The organism is Bradyrhizobium sp. Ec3.3 (assembly GCF_000472925.1).
Taxonomy (GTDB): Bacteria; Pseudomonadota; Alphaproteobacteria; order Rhizobiales; family Xanthobacteraceae; genus Bradyrhizobium.
In genome coordinates this window covers 1-17,984 of the sequence record NZ_AXAS01000001.1, presented here as the reverse complement: position 1 = coordinate 17,984, position 17,984 = coordinate 1, and the positions used below count along the sequence as shown (strand labels likewise).

16 protein-coding genes are annotated in these 17,984 nt (G+C 58.5%); 8 read left to right on the top strand and 8 right to left on the bottom strand.

The genetic code is table 11. The features are described 5' to 3' along the window. Window positions 1-39 precede the first annotated feature (39 nt). Window positions 40-1,215, top strand: coding sequence for a hypothetical protein (locus YUU_RS0100085; protein ID WP_156944012.1), 1,176 nt, complete (start codon window positions 40-42; stop codon window positions 1,213-1,215). 23 nt (window positions 1,216-1,238) lie between these two features. Then, a complete protein-coding gene (locus YUU_RS54875) occupies window positions 1,239-2,603 on the top strand; it encodes a DUF2272 domain-containing protein (protein ID WP_051389536.1) in 1,365 nt (454 codons plus the stop codon). A 284-nt stretch (window positions 2,604-2,887) separates the two neighbouring features. Here the strand turns inward: YUU_RS54875 and YUU_RS0100075 are convergent, their stop codons facing one another. Beyond that, window positions 2,888-3,415 carry a Uma2 family endonuclease gene (locus tag YUU_RS0100075; protein WP_256375261.1) on the bottom strand — a complete coding sequence of 176 codons (528 nt, stop codon included), beginning with the start codon at window positions 3,413-3,415 and terminating at the stop codon, window positions 2,888-2,890. Between the two features lie 290 nt (window positions 3,416-3,705). Between YUU_RS0100075 and YUU_RS54870 the strand changes: the two genes are divergently transcribed. The 3 genes from YUU_RS54870 to YUU_RS49630 are packed head-to-tail and all read left to right on the top strand — an operon-like array spanning window position 3,706 to window position 5,432. Then, entirely contained in the window at window positions 3,706-4,332 is a 627-nt protein-coding gene (locus YUU_RS54870) for an acyl-homoserine-lactone synthase (RefSeq protein ID WP_051389535.1), read from the top strand. 44 nt (window positions 4,333-4,376) lie between these two features. Continuing rightward, a complete protein-coding gene (locus YUU_RS0100065) occupies window positions 4,377-4,523 on the top strand; it encodes a hypothetical protein (protein ID WP_198031665.1) in 147 nt (48 codons plus the stop codon). A gap of 30 nt (window positions 4,524-4,553) precedes the next feature. Next, a complete protein-coding gene (locus YUU_RS49630) occupies window positions 4,554-5,432 on the top strand; it encodes an aminotransferase class III-fold pyridoxal phosphate-dependent enzyme (protein WP_051389534.1) in 879 nt (292 codons plus the stop codon). Here the strand turns inward: YUU_RS49630 and YUU_RS0100055 are convergent. The 7 genes from YUU_RS0100055 to YUU_RS0100020 form a co-directional block, all read right to left on the bottom strand. Further along, a complete protein-coding gene (locus tag YUU_RS0100055; RefSeq protein ID WP_198031664.1) occupies window positions 5,419-6,123 on the bottom strand; it encodes a LuxR family transcriptional regulator in 705 nt (234 codons plus the stop codon). The two genes, YUU_RS49630 and YUU_RS0100055, sit on opposite strands and share 14 nt — an antisense overlap. A 23-nt stretch (window positions 6,124-6,146) precedes the next feature. Next, window positions 6,147-6,881: an alpha/beta fold hydrolase gene (locus tag YUU_RS49625; protein WP_198031663.1), complete on the bottom strand. Its 735-nt coding sequence runs from the start codon at window positions 6,879-6,881 to the stop codon at window positions 6,147-6,149. 296 nt (window positions 6,882-7,177) lie between these two features. After that, window positions 7,178-8,323, bottom strand: a complete 1,146-nt coding sequence (locus YUU_RS58240; RefSeq protein ID WP_156944010.1) for a DNA-binding protein — start codon at window positions 8,321-8,323, stop codon at window positions 7,178-7,180. Window positions 8,324-9,084: 761 nt separating this feature from the next. Then, window positions 9,085-10,647 (bottom strand): AMP-binding protein, encoded by a 1,563-nt coding sequence (locus tag YUU_RS0100035; protein WP_027520518.1) that lies wholly within the window; start codon window positions 10,645-10,647, stop codon window positions 9,085-9,087. Window positions 10,648-10,722: 75 nt separating this feature from the next. Next, window positions 10,723-11,682 (bottom strand): nitronate monooxygenase family protein, encoded by a 960-nt coding sequence (locus tag YUU_RS0100030; RefSeq protein ID WP_245287905.1) that lies wholly within the window; start codon window positions 11,680-11,682, stop codon window positions 10,723-10,725. Between the two features lie 109 nt (window positions 11,683-11,791). Next, entirely contained in the window at window positions 11,792-13,006 is a 1,215-nt protein-coding gene (locus tag YUU_RS0100025; protein WP_027520516.1) for an ABC transporter substrate-binding protein, read from the bottom strand. Between the two features lie 498 nt (window positions 13,007-13,504). After that, on the bottom strand, window positions 13,505-14,911 hold the full coding sequence (locus YUU_RS0100020) for a short-chain fatty acyl-CoA regulator family protein (protein ID WP_027520515.1): 1,407 nt from the start codon (window positions 14,909-14,911) through the stop codon (window positions 13,505-13,507). A 122-nt stretch (window positions 14,912-15,033) separates the two neighbouring features. Between YUU_RS0100020 and YUU_RS49620 the strand changes: the two genes are divergently transcribed. The 3 genes from YUU_RS49620 to YUU_RS0100005 form a co-directional block, all read left to right on the top strand. After that, window positions 15,034-15,624, top strand: coding sequence for a biotin transporter BioY (locus YUU_RS49620; RefSeq protein ID WP_051389583.1), 591 nt, complete (start codon window positions 15,034-15,036; stop codon window positions 15,622-15,624). Beyond that, window positions 15,617-17,149, top strand: coding sequence for an acyl-CoA carboxylase subunit beta (locus tag YUU_RS0100010; protein WP_027520513.1), 1,533 nt, complete (start codon window positions 15,617-15,619; stop codon window positions 17,147-17,149). The genes YUU_RS49620 and YUU_RS0100010 overlap by 8 nt, the downstream gene beginning before the upstream one ends. 7 nt (window positions 17,150-17,156) lie before the next feature. Then, the coding region (locus YUU_RS0100005) for a biotin carboxylase N-terminal domain-containing protein (protein WP_027520512.1) at window positions 17,157-17,984 on the top strand (828 nt) is incomplete at its 3' end.

Sequence of the window (17,984 nt, the reverse complement as noted above, 5' to 3'; positions counted from 1 at the left end):
CATCCTAGGCGTGCACTTTTATATCATAAGGCAGTCTCTGTGGTTGATGCCTGGTGGCTTTCGCCGGGCTTTGACCTGCCGGCGGAATCCATGGGCTTCTGGTCCAAGACGGCCAAGATCGCGGATCGATCCAACCCGGTCGAAATGGCCCGCAGTTCGATGCGCGAGCTATCGGAACGGGGCCTCGACATTCCGGCGCAAGTCGCCACGCCGATCTTTGAGGCGGAACGCGCAGGCAGTCTCGAGAACGCCAGTCCAGAGCTAAAACATCGGTTTTGGACGGCCTACGGCACGCTGAACTCGAAGATCAAATCGCCGGAAGATGCGAAAAACTACTATAGGCGGTTTTTCTACGGCATCCTCTCCGCACTGCTGGCCCTCCAGCTCTACTATTCGGCGTTCGTCTCGGCCCAAAAAGGGCTCGTCGAGACGGCCAAGGAATTTCAAGCACCGGAAATCGCGGCGGTCATACCAGCAGACTCCGTCAAGGCCGCTGCGAGATCGGATGAACTCAAGGCCAAGCAGCAGAGCTATCTCGACGTAACTAACTATCTGATGGGCTTTCCACGTAGGCTCGCCGACTCGCTCATCATCATCGGCATGGAGACGCACAACGGGCGGGGTGCTAAAAAGCCGGAGATCGTCGCACAGGTCGAATTGGAGCTGGCCACCTCTTTTGTCGGCGGATTCCTGCTGCCCGTTCTGTACGGAATGTTGGGGGCTATCGCCTTTGTCCTGAGGCGGCTTTCCGATGAGAACACGGCAGCCGTTACAGCACGTGCTCTCAAGAGCAGATACTCGTTACGGGTACCAATTGGAGCACTTTCGGGATTGGCGGCCGGATGGTTGCTCCAGCCCGCAGGATCCGTCACCGCGTCGCTCTCTCCCTTCGCTCTAGCCTTCGTCGCGGGATATAGCGCGGATCTCGTCTTCACTGCTATGGATCGCATCGTGGCGGCCTTCACCAGCCCGCAGCCAGCGGCGTCCAGTCCACCTTCTCCTTCAGGTACGCCGGAGCAGACCGCACAATCACCATCGGTGCAATCGATCCCGACCGACCGGCCGAATCTAACTCCTGTCACGAACGACGGCAGCGACAGCCAACGGCTGATCTCTGGGCACACGCCGCTGTCGTCGGGCACCCCTCAAACGCCGGCCCCTGGAGAGGGGCGAACCCCGCCGAGTTCGAGAGCCCAAGCCAATTTGGACGTTTGATGCTTCTCTAAGGAGACTTCACTATGCCAATCACATTTGCACAAATTCAGTCCTTGTCCTCCCGGATTAACGATGAATACGCGGCTGCCTTTCACGCGCCTGGATTCAACGACGTTCTTTCAAGATACAACATTCTCGATAACGGGCTCAGGACCGCGCATTTCTTCGCACAAATGCTGGAAGAGACTGGTGGCTTCAAGATCCAGACTGAGAGCCTATGGTATTCACCATCCCGGTTGATGGCGGTTTGGCCGCGCCGCTTTCCGACCCTCGAGATTGCGGAGCAATACGCGCACAACGAGGAAAAGCTCGGAAACTACGTCTACGGGGGACGACTCGGAAACGTCAATCCAGGCGACGGTTTCCGCTATCGTGGACGGGGATTGCTGCAGATCACAGGTCGAAACGCGTACGCGAAGTACGGAAACCAGCTTGGGATCGATCTCGAAGGGAACCCCGACCTGGCATTTCATCGCGATCACTGCCTCGCAATCGCCGCCGCGGAGTGGGCAGCTAGCGGTCATCATGGCAGGTCGTGCAATGAACTCGCTGATGCAGACGATCTCGTCGACGTCACTTATGCTATCAATGGAGGGCAGACGGGAACTGATGACCGGCGCCACTGGTTGAGGAAGACCAAGGCGTTATGGGCAAGTCCAGCGATGGCCGCCGCATCAGAGATGTTGTCCAGTAGGGCGAGTGCCAATCTCGATGTAGCACATGTCTCGGAGGAGTTGCCGGCGGTTGCGCCAGCAGCTGCCCCGGGCGCTGGAGCGCCAAGCGGCTTCGGCCTTCGTGCCGCGGCCACCGCGCTGGCCGAATGGCGCAAATTCGGCGAGCAGACCTACGATATCGCAGGACACGCCACTCGGGTCGGACACAAGGAGGGGGAGGATCCTTATTATCGTTACGTTGGCGAATATTGGAAATACGGCGTCAACAACGATACGCTTACGGGACGCGATCACAGTGTTCCGTGGTCGGCCGCATTCATCTCTTGGGTGATGCGAAGCGCGGGAGCAGGCGATCGCTTCCACTACAGTCCGCAGCACTCCGTCTACATCTTCCGGGCAATCAAAGACCTTCTGCTAGGCAAGCCACAGGCCGGTTACTACTGCTACCAATTGCGGGAGTGGAAGCCGCAAGTGGGAGATCTCGTCTGCTGGGCACGGCGCGAAGGAATTGACTATGAGCATCAGAACGGCGGTGATTATCCCGGACATTGCGACGTCATCGTGGAAGTTGGGGCCAACGAAGTGCAGGTGGTCGGCGGCAACGTCGGTGACTCGGTGACCAAGCGTCCTCTGGGACTCAACGACGGAGGCTTTCTACGAGCCGTCAATCAGGGTGGCGAGAACCTCTTCGGTATCATGCGGTGCAGGCTCTGAGGCCGACCTCGCAACTTGCGCGGTGCGGAAATCACGCAGGCCAGCATCGCGCTTTCGCGACCATTCGTTTTTGTGGCCTGTGACATCGCTTTCATGTGGAAGCCGACAGCTACATCGGTGCTTTCGAATGCCTTCTTGGAGCTCAGTTGAAGAGCTCAATCAGCTGCCCACGCAACATGCGATTGAGAAATGGATCCTTCCGCGATCGGAGGCATAGACCGCGCGCAAGCCCGCGAGTGAGATCGAGGACGGGCTTTCGGGGCGCTACAAGCTGGAACGATAAGCTAGAGTTTTGGAGTGTGATCGTTCGTGAGTACTACAAGGCGAGGTCTCGGCCGCAGATCGAGGGTATCGTACACGTGATCCAGCGTGATCGACGCGCCTATGGATGGGATCGGGATCGCAACCCCGAAATCTTCGATTGATTCATCGGTCCAGGTTCCGTCGGATTGCCGCCTGTGAACCTTGACGAGGACTAATTCCGATTCGATCTGCATCACCGTATCGACGGATTGCAGCCTCTGATACTCCCGCAATTTATCGCCGAAGTTGACGAACGAAGTGCCCGGCGACGTGATTTCCACGATGACCGTCGGCTTCGACGCCATCTTCGCCGAAGGGTCGGGCGGCCCGCAGTCCACGACAACATCTGGATATCGAACCGTATCGCGGTCGGTTTGAACCGCAGTATCGCTGGATGTCATGCGGCACCCCTTTTTCTTTCCATCCGGGGCGATGGCGACCAAAACGTTGCTGCAGATGACGTTGTGACCTTCATTGGCGGCAGGCATGGCATAGGCCACACCGTTGATGAGCTCATACGCTCATCGGCCCCCGAAATGGCCTCGAAGAATTCGTCGACCGCGAGTTTTGGTTGAGAGACGACTTCCATAGACATCATCCGGGTAACATTGCCGATCATTCTGCCACATCTGAACCACTATATTCGAGAAGTCGGACATGGTCCTGTTTTCATCTTTGAAAATGCGCTTTGTCGTTTCCCGTCTATTTGTTGCAATTTTGAGCGCATATTAGGGAGTCTCCCAGTACACGACATCGGCCGGATTTGCTCGGATGTTAGCCTACATCGGAGCGACATCGCATGATCGAGGCGTTTTCCGTGGCAACAGCTCATCATTTTCAGGATGCTTTGGCGTCCCAGGCCCGACTGAGATACGAGGTCTTTGTCAGAAGGAGGAAGCTGGATCACGCGTCTTGGGGCGGACTTGAGTTCGACGAATTCGATACGCCGGCCGCGACGTATCTGGTTTGGCGTGACCAGGAAGGGGTGGTGAGGGGATTGGCCCGGCTACTGCGTACGACCAGACCGTACATGCTGCGAAGCTATTGGCCGCATTTGGTGGAAGACGGTGATACCCCGGTATCTCCAAAGATCTTCGAAGTTACCCGAGTGTGTGTCGACAAATCGGTCAAACCCGTGATCCGGCAGACGATCTTTCCGGAGCTTCTATGCGCGATCCAGGAGTTCCTACTGCTCAACCAAGGTACGGGTATGATAGGGGTTACCCGCCAGCATCTGCTCGCACATTTCATACGATCTGGCATCCGGTGGTTGGGGCCTGCGCATCTGATCGAAGGTGAGATGGAGCGCGCCTTCTTGGTGCCGACACCGTGCATACGTCCTATCTGGCATTGCGATAAACTTGGCATCGGAACCGACGTCCTTGCTCTCGGTCCCGAGACGTCGTCGGAAAGGACCGCCGCATGAGGGAGACCTCCAGCGGGGCGAACGACGATAATACGGCGCGCAACATGGCGGACGCGCTCACCTATCTTGGGCGAGTTGCGCGCGACGCTGGATACGATTCGGTGGTCGCGGACATCCTGTCGCTGCGCGATAAATTGAACTTGATCGCAACAGCGGAAGAGGCAAACCGGATCAAGAGGGCGAACGCATGAAAGCGAAGGCACGATCTCTCGACCTCGACCATGTCGACTTTCTTGCGGAGCATGAATCGGAAGTTCGCTCCTATTGTCGTCGACTGCCAGCCCTTCTGGCGTCCCGGACTTTTGAACGGAATAACCCGGCTGCCTTACGACGGTTACTTCGGAGCTGGTCTTGCCGAGATCGAGCGTTTCGAGAGGATGGCCGGGGATCCCTCCGGTGGCATCGATCCCGTTGCTGCTATCATCGTCGAGACCGTTCAGGGTGAGGGTGGCCTGAATGTCGCATCGACGGAATGGCTGATCGGTCTCGCAGATGCGGCCAAGCGTCTCGGCGCTTTGTTGATCGTCGATGAGATACAGACGGGTTGCGGCCGCACGGGCCCGTTCTTCAGTTTTGAGCGCGCTGGGCTCCAACCTGACATCGTGTGCCTTGCTAAATCAATCGGCGGTTACGGGCTTCCGATGTCGTTGCTGTTATTGCAACCAGAGCATGATGTGTGGTCGCCGGGCGAACACAACGGAACGTTCCGCGGGAACTCGCTTGCTTTCGTCACGGCTGCGGCCGCCCTTGATCTTTGGACCAACGACTTCGTCGCAGGTGTCGAAAGGCGTTCTCTGTTATTGGCGGATTGGGGCCGCTCAATGTCCGTCCGATATCCCGATCGTCTCTCCGCGATGGGCATTGGTATGATGCGTGGATTGGAATTCGCGCAATCGGCGGAAGCCGCCCACGTAGCCGAGTGCGCGGCCCGAGACCGTATCGTGATCGAGTGCTGCGGGCCCCGCGACGAGGTCCTGAAGATCATGGCACCGCTCAATATCGAGCTTGATCTCTTCTCATCGGCATTGGAACGGCTGGGCCGAACCATCGACGCGGTCTTTGAATCCAAAAAAAGCCCTTCAGCATTCAGAGCGAAATGATGCCGTCCTTGATCCCCATGATCACGGCGGTAATTCGATTGCCGGCACCGAGCTTCTTCATCGTATTGCCAACATGGAACTCGACGGTCTTCTGGGAAATGCCCAGGATCTCGCCGATCTCCCAGTTGGTCTTTCCTTCCTTACACCACTTGAGACATTCAATTTCCTGGTTGGTCAGGGTTGCTGCCTCCCGATTTTTCCTGTCGACCAGCTCGCAGTATTTCAGCCAATACTGGACGCAGACCATGTAGACGTAAGCCGACTTGTCGACTTCCGGACTTCCTTTCTCGCGAAAACTAAGACTAATCAGATCGGTTTCGCGGGCGGGACCGCGCATCGGAATGGTGATGCCGGAATGAACACACAACTCTCGACATTGCTCGAAGAAGTTTCGTTGGGTTCGGCTGATCTGGTTCGGAGCGCAAGCATCGGACCAGCGGAACGGCCAACGTGCGGTTTGCACGTGCTGCACGACTGGGTCGATTCTGTCCCACTGCATAGTCCGATAGGTCTTGAGATAGCCCCGTGGAAACTCGCTCCACGGGATCGAAACGAGACGCTTGTGCTGCGTTCGCGCGAAGACCGCGTTTTCAAATCCTGCGTCGCGCATCGTTGCGAGGAATAGATCCTTCAGCTCGATGTCGGTATTTGCTTCCTGAGATCTCTCAATGAATTCCTCTACAGTGACCATGGTGCCCCCAAGCTCCATTGGAATTAGCCGACGTACTTCAAAAATTCCCTCATATGCCCGTTGAAGGTGGCCGGCACTTGCCAATGTGGTGCGTGTCCGGCGTCGATCAAAACGGGTCTTCCCTTCCAGATGTTTCGGTACCTGAGCGCTTCGACGTAATCGATCCTCAAGAATGGATCCCGCGCGCCCTGAAGGATCGCCAGGGGACGGTCATCAGTGCCGACCGTTTCCACAGCATCCGCACCGACGCCCGCCATGCCGTTTCGAACCATCCAGTATCGCGCATTGCCGTCAGTTTCAGCGGCTACTTTCAGGTGGTCTTGCGAAGCGCGATTGGCTCCCATCATGGCACGGACATATCGCTGGCAGTCGTCGGAGGAGAACCTGCGGCGTCCGGCCAGAGCGGTCGACGGCGTCCATCGGAAGCCGGCGCCCACCCCTTCGGGATTCAGGCGTACCGGAGGAGTGCCAGTCAGCGCCAGAGACCGGACCTCGCGATACTGAGCGAGCATCTCTAGCCCGATATGGCCGCCGAGCGACCATCCGATCACGTGGTACGATCGATAGCCAAGTCTGGTCATGAGTCCGTGAAGCAGCGCCGCATAGCCGGGGAAGCTGTAGGTTCTTTGAGGTGTCCGCGACCAGTCAGATTCGCCGTGACCCGGAAGATCAGGGGCGACAACACCGAAGCCCGCATCTTCGAGCGCCCAAAACTGTCGAGCAAAGATCTCCTTCGAGGAAGAATTGCCGTGGATCAAAAGGACTCCAACGGCGCCGGGAGAGCCTTCCAGGACGCCTAGACGCAGGCCACCGATCGCACGCCTACGGGAGTGCATGGATGACTGCCAAGCGAAATGGGACCTGCGCTTGCGCAGGACCAACAATGATCTTCAAAGAACGAACTCACACAACCCTGAGCGACACTAAACTGAGTATGCCCGTATTGATGCACCAACGACTTTGCCGGTCAATAGTTTAATGGCTGCAGTTGCATGGATGTCTTAGAGTGGTTCGTACGTTTCGTACATAACGGTTACGCCGCGTATTGGTGAGGTCACGAGAACTGCTGTCTCGCGACCTTCGCAGGATCGAGGCCGGTCCATTGGTAAACGCCGCGCCCGATCGATTTGACAACCGGCGGCTTGGCATTCTTTGCGCGCAAAAGTCGAAGGCGTAGCCAGTCCTTGCCGTAACGTTCGAGCTCGGCGCCGCAAGCGGCACTCAACTCGGCTTCCGTGAATCCACGCCCGAGCTGTGCGATCGCATGGACGATGCGCCACCACAAATCCTGACTTTGCCAGCGGTGCGTCGCAATTCGCGTCTTCTTGTGTATTCTTTGCTTCTTCCGAATTGGTTCGTCTTTGAACCAAAACCCATATTTGCGCTCAAAGGTGATTTTCGACCCTGCGAGCTCCTTCCGTAGGTCACGGACGATGTGCTGCTTGATTCCGGGCCTCAGACTCGGCGCGAGCGCGTTGTACAACGCGGGCCCTCTCAGCCGATCACCTTTGGCGCGCAAGATAGTTGCCACCGCTTTCGCCAGCCGTTCGTTGCGCGCACCTTTCCAATCAGCTTCACCAACCGCGACCCGTACAGGTTTCGTAGGAGGAGCAACAAGGGTGATGGGCGGTGCGGAACGTCGAGCAGGTTGAGGCCGCTTGCCCTTTGCCTTTTCGCGCTGACCCGGCGTGAGTGGCCGAGGAATGTCGCTGAAAAGGGGGTAGCGAGAATCCTTCTTCCGCGAGCGGCGCCCAACTGCGACGTTGCTGGACGAGACGATAGGGCGATCCTGAACCGTGTCGTTGGGAGAAGCTGAGCCGAGGCGACCACGATCCGGCGACACGATCGTATCGGATTGAGCGACCGGCAGCGCCACCCCCTTATCCAAGAGAAGATTGGCCATGAGCCAGAGTCTGGCCGCCGCATCCTCGACGGCGGTGACGAACGACGCCGGCATCGAGCTCATGATCGCACGTCTCGATGCTTTCCATTCGTTTAAGGGCTTCGTTACGCCATTCGCAGATCCTTTCACGCGCGTCCGCACTTCGCCGTAATTGAATCCTTCAATCGTTCCTGTCTCGAGAAACGGCTTGTCCGCTTCACGGCAAACCCTCGCGCGCAGATCCGACTTCGCCAACGCCATCGTTCCCAAGCTGGAGAATCCCTCCACGCTAAAGGATTCGGGTTTCGGAGCGGTCAACGTCCAAGATCGTAGCGGCCCCCACGAACCGGCCGAACTCGCCCGAACTTGGATCACGCCGCTCGGAAAGGCCTGTAAAAATAGGAGTCCGCGCAAACGAGTCTTCTGCATATCAACCCGATCATGGAGTGGCGTATCAGCGGTGCGTCGGCGGCAAAAAAAGCGGCCCTTGCCATCCAGCCAACCGCAGCCGAACCGACGGCAAAATTGTTGGTGCCGGCGTTCACCGCCTGCGGTGTCGGGCCACTTGATTGATTGTGGCTGCGCACGGAATTATCGACGATGAGTAGGGCTCCATCGCTTGCCTCGAATTTCCCATCCCGAACGATTGTGACAAGCCAGATGTCGACGCGCAGGAATTCGACCGGCGGATCACTACCGCGGTTCGGTCGGCCGCCAATGCTGGTGTTTTTCTGCCCCTGAACTGGCCGTGCGCTTCGGGCTGAACCGCTTCGAGCAGCGTCTGCTTACTTTGGGGGATCGTTTTAGCGACCTCACATCTGTCGATAGTGTTGAACCTGTATTTTTCTGGCACGTCCTCTTAGCCGCCCAGCGGTACGTGGACCGATCAACCCGACTGACTTGGGTTCGATGGTGCGCGAGAAGTGTACGCGTGATCTGCGGATGGGTGGCGGAGACATGCGTTTGGAATGATATCTGATCGGAACGCGTGGGCGCGGGGCGAATATCTCGCTGCGGTGTCAATGCGTCAGATTGGGGTGAAACATGGCGCCGGTTGGACCCCCGTGTTGCTGAGCGGGCTAACCGACCATGCGATCGCGTCCTGTCCAGAAGTTCGCTCGTAGAATCTTCTTGTCGACTTTTCCGACGCCGGTCATCGGCAACTGTTTGACAAACTGGACTTGCTTCGGCGCATGAGCAGAGCCCTTGCGTGATTTGACCAGGTTGATCAACTCGTCCGGACTGGGGTTTGAGCCTTCGCGCGGAACGATGATCGCGGTGACTGCCTCTCCCCACTTTTCGTCGGGAATGCCCACCACCGCGACCATCGCGACATCTGAATGCTCCGACAGGACGTCTTCAATCTCACGTGGGAAGATGTTGAAACCACCGGAAACGATCATGTCCTTCTTGCGATCAAGGATGAACATGTAACCACGCTCGTCTTGGCGAGCGATGTCGCCGGTATGCAGCCAGCCGTTTTTCAGCGTTTCGGCCGTGACGTGGGGCTGTTTCCAGTATTCCGCCATCACATGCGGTGCTCGAACGCAGATTTCGCCCGCTTCGCCCGTTGCCACCTCTTGATTGTGGTCGTCAAGAATCTTGACGTCGCACGATGATATCGGGAAGCCGCAGGACAAAAATAGCTCCGGCGTCTTCGGATCGTGATCGGCTTTTCGCAGCACCGAAACAGGATAGCACTCGGTCTGGCCATAAAGCTGAGAGAAGACAGGTCCGATCCGCTCGATGCCTTCGGCCAGGCGGCTCGTGGACATCGCGGATGCGCCATATAGCAACAGCTCCAGTGATGAAAGGTCGGTTCTAGAAAGCGCGGGATGATCGAGTAGCACATAGATCATGGTTGGCACGAAGAGTGTGAAGTTGATACGCTCACGCTGTATCGTCAGCAGCACAGCTTCCGGATCGAATCCTTTCAGCAAGTGAACGGTGCCGCCAGTCATCAATGTCGGAAGGACCTTGGTTCCTGCGACATGGCTGATCGGAGCGACGGCAAGATACCGAGCTGCCTCCGGAATCTCGAAGTCGGCCAGGATCGCGCCGGCAAAGCCGCCATATTGGCGGTGGTATCGAAGCGCTCCCTTCGATCTCCCTGTGGTCCCGCCCGTGTAGTTGAGAATTGCGATGTCGTCGGGTCCGGCGAAGCTGCGCGGGGTTACGTGTCCGACGGCTTCGATGGCCTTCAGCAGATCGGTACCGTATTGAGCGCGACCTACGGTAAACACCGCTTTCAGCCCGGCGGCGCTCGCCGCGAGCTCGCCGCCTCGATCGTGGAACGCAGCGGAGTCAACTACCAGTATCGCGGACTCTGAGTCCTCAAGCTGAAATAGTTGATCTTGAAGGGAGCCGAGCGGGTGCAGCCAAGTAATGCCCAACCTGGCGAGCTGCGCCGCGACGCCCGCGCACCACATGTCTGCCCGGTTGGCGGTCAGGAGTGCGACGCGCGATCCTGGAGGCAGATTCATCTGCATAAAGACGCTCTGCATGCGTCCGATCAGGTCGAAAGCGCCTCGATAGCTCAGTGTCCCCTCCGGCCAGCTAAAGGCTGTTCGGGAGGGGTAGCGTGCGAGCGCCCGCAGGGTTTGCGCGCAGACCGTAGGGAAAGCGTGGAGTGACATGTCCACCTCGTCTTGGTTGTTTCTTTTCTGGCCCTGCTCATCCAAGGAAGCTGGGCGAAGTCTTCGTTTGCGGGGCGCGGATCATCGCGCCTGGCCGGCGCCGCGGAATTCCGTGATGGTCTGCGCGATCAAATCATCAACGGACAGGATATTTCTGACTCCGGAAGTTGAATGCCCGCCGCTCCAGATGTCCCGCCACCTCTTCGGTCGAGCTTCCAGCGCGGCGATGTCGATGTCGTTGCCGATTTCGATCGAACCGTGTGATGGCAGGTTGTCCGGATCGAGGCCCGCTGCTTCGATCGACGGCCTCAGCATGTTGGTCTGCAATCCCGTGAACGCGGTAGTCAGAAGGATATCGTCCGCAGAGCTCTCTACGAGCATCTGCTTGTGTCTCTGATCAGCCATGCTCTCGCGAGTCGCGATGAACTTCGTTCCCATGTAAGCGAGATCACAGCCCAGTGCCTGCGCCGCTCGCAGAGCGACACCGTCGCTAATGCCGCCGGCGAGCACGATCACACCGTCGAAAAACGTGCGGACCGCGCGGACGAACGCGAACGGATTGAGCCAGCCGGTCTGGCCGCCAGCCCCCGCCGTCAACAGCACGAGACCGTCGACGCCTGCTTCTGCTGCTCGTTCTGCGTGCCGAATGGACGCCACATCGGCGAGAACCAACGCACCCGCGTCCTGGAGCGGCTGCAGTATCGGTTTAGGGGACCCGACCGATGTGATGACCATCTCCGGCTGGTGCTTAAGGACAACCTGCAGATCGTCTGCGAGGCGAGCATTGGACTTATGGACGATCAGATTTGGGCAGACCGGCGCATGTCGTCTCCCGGCCTCGCAGTCGTGGCGGTGCAGGCGTTCGTTGATCCGGGTTAGCCAGTCATCGAGCTCGTCGGCGCTGCGGCAACTCACAGTTGGAAATGAACCGATCACGCCGTTTCGGCTGGCCGCGACGACAAGCTCAATGCCCGAGACGAGAAACATCGGGGCCGCGATCAACGGCAAGGCTAGGCGATCTTGGAACGGTGCCAGTTGCATCGACGAGTCCACCTTCTCTCCTAACGATCGCATTTGGTAAGTAGCCATCTGAGAACGGAGGGTAGTCAAAAGCCGCACGGACATCCAAATCCGTGCGGCTCGGATGCGCCTAGTTGGTCAACTTGCCTTCGATGATCGGACCAAAAGTGACCCAATTGTCTCCTTCAAACTTCATCAACTGCATCTGTTCGATCGGGAAATGATCGGTAGGCGACGTGTTGAGAGTGATTCCGGGTAGCAAAGTCGAGGGTGCGAAACCATTCAGGCTTTCTGAGACCTTCATGATGTTCTCCCGGGTCAGATTTTCTCCCGCCTGCTCGAGAATATATTGGAGTGTTTGAAGGGCTGCATAGGAGTAGGTAACGAGACTGCTATTGCGGTCCGCATCAGGTGCGTACTTCTGCAAGAAGCGTTCGCATTCCTGAATGCCAGGGTCGTCCTTCCAACGAGGGTCCGTCGGGTCTTTGTAATATCCTGCGCTGATGATGCCTTGCGCGTAGTTGAGGCCGGCCGGTTTGATCACCGCTCCCACGGAGCTCGAAACATTGTTGAGGATATGGATAGGCTTCCAATCCAGCTCGCCCATCTTTCGAAGCGCCATCGCGGCAAACTTGGGTTGGCTCAGATTGAGCAGCAAATCTGCTCCTGACGCCCTCAGCTTGACGATCTGCGAATCGATCGTGGGGTCGCTAAAGTCGTAGGTCGCCTCAGCGACGATCATCGAGGTTTTGTCGCCGAGCCCATCCTTGACACCTTTGTATATGTCCTTGCCGTACTCGTCGTTGGCAACGAGGACGGCCACCTTCGCGGTGGGATGCTCCTTTACAATCCATTTTGCGTAGATTCGCCCTTCCGATTGATAGGATGCATTGAAGGGCATCGTCCACGGAAACGCTTTCGGATCCTCGCCGAACCTCGTGCCCCCGGTGGCGAGCATGAGCTGCGGCACCTTCTTCTGGTTCATGTACTTCATGATGGCAAGATTCGGGGGAACGCCGAGCGTCTGGTAGAGGAACAGAACTTCGTCGCTTTCAACCAGCTTGCGAGCCTGCTCGACCGTCTTCGGCGGGCTGTAGGCGTCGTCATACGAGATCCAATTGATCTTCCGTCCGTGGATTCCGCCCTTTTCGTTGATCATCGTCACGTAGGCAGAAGCGATCTTTCCCACGATGGCGTAGGCGGAAGCGGGCCCGCTATAGGGCAGGATATTTCCGATCTTAATCTCGGTGTCGCTCGCGCCCGCGCCGTATTGCTTCTGGGCCATTGCTTGGTGCGAACCAATTGTGATGCCGGCGGCGACGGCAAAAAGTATCAAACCACGCATATTCAGCGCTCCTCCTGTCTTGTTTTTGCTTGATCGTTTGGACGCCTAGACGTCCCGTAGCTCTCTCAAAGTGGCGTCGTTGCCACATTTGAGTTCGGCATCAAAGTTTTCTTCTGTTGCAACAATTATGATGCGATATCAGATGCTTGCATCTTTTTTACAACAGGAAAAAATTATGACATTGACGTCATGTTACTAGAGTTTGGCTTATGGTCAAGCCCACGCTGCCCATACGCGTGCGCTCTCAACTCGCTCCTAAAAGCCGGCGTGCCTGCGCCAAGCTCGGTGGCGGCGAGGCGAGAAGTGCATCGAGGCGTAGCATGCGAGAGGCAAGCTGACGCGGCCGCACCCGCATGATCTGGACGGCCAAGATGTCCTACGCGCGAGAAAGTTCGCTCCGCCCCCAACGTTCTCGCAAGCCTCTGGCGCCAACCCGAATTGAGGCTTCTAGGTTTCGCTTTGAGTCGCACGCAGAGGTCAGCAGTCGATACTCAGGACTCAGGAAATCTCATATGGCAGAACGTTTCGCCGATTGCGGTGGACAGTCAACCTGCTTTTCAATGGAGGAACGGCGCGTTGCGCACAATCCGCACGTTCGCAGATGCGGCAGGAGATTCCGATCGGATCGTAAGCGCCCTTGCTTGTCAGATCGAGCCCATCGGCATACACGAAATCTCGTGCGTAGGAGATTTCACATCCGAGGGCGATAGCATAGCGCGGCCGCAGCGTTCCGAAGCCACCGTGGCCTTTAGCCAGTTCGGTCGCAACGCAGAGAAAGCGCACGCCGTCCGGTGTCTCGGCGAGCTGCCGAATGATGCGGCTCGGTGACTCGAACGCTTGATGCACGTTCCACAGCGGACACGCTGCGCCATAGCGCGCGAACTGCAATTTTGCCGCGCTATGACGTTTTGTGATATTTCCCGCGCGGTCGACACGTGCGAAGAAAACCGGCACGCCCTTTTGACCCGGCCGCTGTAAGGTAGAGAGCCGGTGGGCAATTTGCTCCAGGCTCGCGCCGAAACGGGCGGCGATCAGGTCAAGGTCGTGGCGCAGTTCTTTCGCAGTTGCGAGGAATGCCTGATAGGGCAGGATCAGCGCTCCCGCAAAATAGTTCCGCAGGCCGGCCTTGCATACTTCGCGCGCGTCAGCGGTGCGGAATTCGGCACGCTTCGCAATCTTTTCAATCTGGTCTTCCTGTTCAAGCGCGGCGATCTGAAACGCCATTTGAAAGCTGCGTGTCGCGGCCGGCAGATATGGGCTCAAGAAGAGAGTTCGCGATGCCGTGTCGAAGCGCCTCAAAAAGCTGTCGCCAGGATCCGTTCTCCGGATCAGCACGCCGTACTGGTTCTCTAAATGCTTTGCGAGCGCTGCGTTTGCGTCGCTGTTGGCGATGTCGAGCTCAAGTGCCAGACTCTCGGCTGAGACGTCGAGATCGTGAACGTAATTGTCGATGAAGTGAAAGAAATCGCGAACCTCCTCATAGGGGGTTGGTTCGGTGCTCCAACTGCCGATGTGGTCGTCCAGGCTTGCGAGTTGTTCGCTGTTACGCCGGTAGGCCTGATGGCAACTGAGCAGCGCCTGCGCAAAGCTAGGTGCGTTCTGAACGACGAGCTTCAGTTCCTGGAGGCTGGGGGAGTGGGGGGAGAAAACGGGATCGGCCAATGCTTCCGATAGCATTGCGATGAGCCGATCGCTGTCGTTCGTCGATATGGAACTGAGGTCTATCCCAAACCGCTCGGCCAGAAGAACCAAAACCGAGGCCGAGACCGATCGCTGGTTGTTCTCGATCTGGTTTATATAACTAACTGAAATACCTAATCTTTCCGCGAATGCCGTCTGGGTCAGCTTCGCCGCTTCGCGGACCTCGCGAACCCTTCGCCCGATATAGAGCTTGCCAGTCGACATTTTTGCAACTTCGCAATTTACGTTTTGCAAATTTGTATCATGTGCAGTTGTGCCTCTTCAAGCCTTTCGCGGAGGCGCTTTGCCACGTACGGAGACCGCTCCGTTCTCTAATCGAGTGTATGATGACGATTTACAATCCTGGCGTGCTCAGCAGCGCACCGCGCCGCATTAGCTTCGACTTGGCGATGATCGTAAGCGCTTCGCTGCTCATTGCCGTCTCAGCGAAGGTTCAGGTCCCGTTCTTTCCGGTGCCAATGACCATGCAGACCATCGTGGTCTTCGGCATCAGCCTAACCCTCGGTCCGATCCGAGGCAGTTTTGCCGTACTCGCCTATCTTTTCGAGGGCATTGCAGGGTTTCCTGTCTTTGCCGGCTCTCCCGAAAAGGGCATCGGTCTCGCCTACATTCTGGGACCGACGGGTGGCTACCTGCTCGCTTGTCTCCCGGCAGCGCTGTTGGCTGGTTACCTCGCTGAGCGTGATCGGAATGGCTCATTCCTGTCGATCGTAGCGAGCGCCGGGGTCTTCCTGGCAACTATTTATGTTTCGGGTCTCCTATGGCTTGGGATCGTCATCGGCTTCGATGCACCACTGCTTCGGCTCGGCTTCTTTCCATTCATCACCGCTGACTTGCTGAAAGTGACTGCAGTCGCCCTCGCATTCCACTTCTCACGAGGTTGGACGAACAACGGGCGAGGCCAAGCCGATGCTTGAAGTGATCGAAATGCTCGAAGACCGGCGTACCGGAGCCAAGTTCGGCGGCGGGGAGAAGCGCATCGAGGCTCAGCACGCCCGCGGCAAGCTCACTGCGCGCGAGCGCATCGAACTCCTGCTCGACAAGGGATCGTTCGAGGAGTTCGACATGTTCGTCGAGCACCGCTCCACCGAGTTCGGGATGGAGAAGACCAAGATCCCCGGCGACGGCGTCGTCACCGGCTGGGGCACCGTCAACGGCCGCAAGACGTTTGTCTTCGCCAAGGATTTTACCGTGTTTGGCGGGTCTCTCTCCGAAACGCACGCGCTGAAAATTACAAAACTTCAGGACATGGCGATGAAGGCGCGGGCGCCCATCATCGGCCTCTACGACGCGGGCGGCGCTCGCATCCAGGAAGGCGTCGCGGCGCTCGCCGGCTATTCCTACGTATTCCGCCGCAACGTGCTCGCCTCGGGCGTGATCCCGCAGATCTCCGTCATCATGGGCCCCTGCGCGGGCGGCGATGTCTATTCGCCGGCGATGACCGACTTCATCTTCATGGTGAAGAACACCAGCTACATGTTCGTCACCGGCCCCGACGTGGTGAAGACCGTGACCAACGAGGTCGTCACCGCCGAAGAGCTCGGCGGCGCCTCGGTGCACACCACGCGCTCCTCGATCGCGGACGGCGCCTTCGAGAACGACGTCGAGACGCTGCTGCAGATGCGTCGCCTGATCGACTTCCTGCCGTCCAACAACACCGACGGCGTGCCGGAATGGCCGAGCTTCGATGACATCGGCCGCGTCGACACGTCCCTGGATACGCTGATCCCCGACAATCCGAACAAGCCCTACGATATGAAGGAGCTGATCCTGAAGGTCGTGGACGAGGGCGACTTCTTCGAGATCGCGGAGAGCTTTGCCAAGAACATCGTCACCGGCTTTGGCCGCATCGCGGGCCGCACCGTCGGCTTCGTCGCCAACCAGCCGATGGTGCTGGCGGGCGTGCTCGACAGCGATGCCTCGCGCAAGGCCGCGCGCTTCGTTCGTTTTTGTGATGCCTTCAACATCCCGATCGTCACCTTCGTCGACGTGCCGGGCTTCCTGCCCGGCTCGAGCCAAGAATATGGCGGCCTGATCAAGCACGGCGCGAAACTGCTGTTCGCCTACTCGCAATGCACGGTGCCGCTGGTGACCATCATCACCCGCAAGGCCTATGGCGGCGCCTTCGACGTCATGGCGTCCAAGGAGATCGGCGCCGACATGAACTACGCCTGGCCGACCGCCCAGATCGCGGTGATGGGCGCCAGGGGCGCGGTCGAGATCATCTTCCGCAGCGATATCGGCGACCCCGACAAGATCGCCGCGCGCACCAAGGAATACGAAGACCGCTTCCTGTCCCCGTTCATTGCGGCCGAGCGTGGCTACATCGACGACGTCATCATGCCGCACTCGACCCGCAAGCGCATTGCGCGGGCGTTGGCGATGCTCAGGGATAAGAAGGTGGAAACGCCGGCGAAGAAGCACGACAATTTGCCGTTGTGAGATAGCAATGTTCAAACGCATTCTGATCGCCAACCGCGGCGAAATCGCCTGCCGGGTCATCAAGACTGCCCGCCGGATGGGGATTGAGACGGTTGCGGTCTATTCCGAGGCCGACCGCGATGCCCTGCATGTCGAGATGGCCGACGAGGCGGTCCTGATCGGGGCGCCGGCCGCGGCCGAGAGCTATCTGGTGATCGAGAAGATCGTCGAGGCCTGCCGCAAGACGGGCGCGCAGGCCGTGCATCCCGGCTACGGCTTCCTGTCCGAGCGCGAGGCGTTTCCGCGCGCGCTGGAGGCGGCCAGCATCGTGTTCATCGGCCCGAACCCCGGCGCGATCGCGGCGATGGGCGACAAGATCGAATCCAAGAAGGCGGCCGCCAAGGCCGAGGTCTCGACCGTGCCCGGCTATCTCGGCGTCATCGAGGACGACAAGCACGCGGTGCGCATTGCCGACGAGATCGGCTACCCCGTGATGATCAAGGCCTCCGCCGGCGGCGGCGGCAAGGGCATGCGCATCGCGCATTCGAAGAGCGAGGTCGCCGAAGGCTTCAATCTGGCGAAAGCCGAAGCCAAGGCGTCGTTCGGCGACGACCGCGTCTTCGTCGAAAAATTCATCGTCGATCCCCGCCACATCGAGATCCAGGTGCTGGGCGACAAGCATGGCAATGTCATCTATCTCGGCGAGCGCGAATGCTCGATCCAGCGCCGCAACCAGAAGGTCATCGAGGAGGCGCCGTCGCCGCTGCTCGACGAGACCACCCGCCGCAAGATGGGCGAGCAGGCGGTCGCGCTGGCGAAGGCCGTGAACTATGATTCCGCCGGCACCGTCGAATTC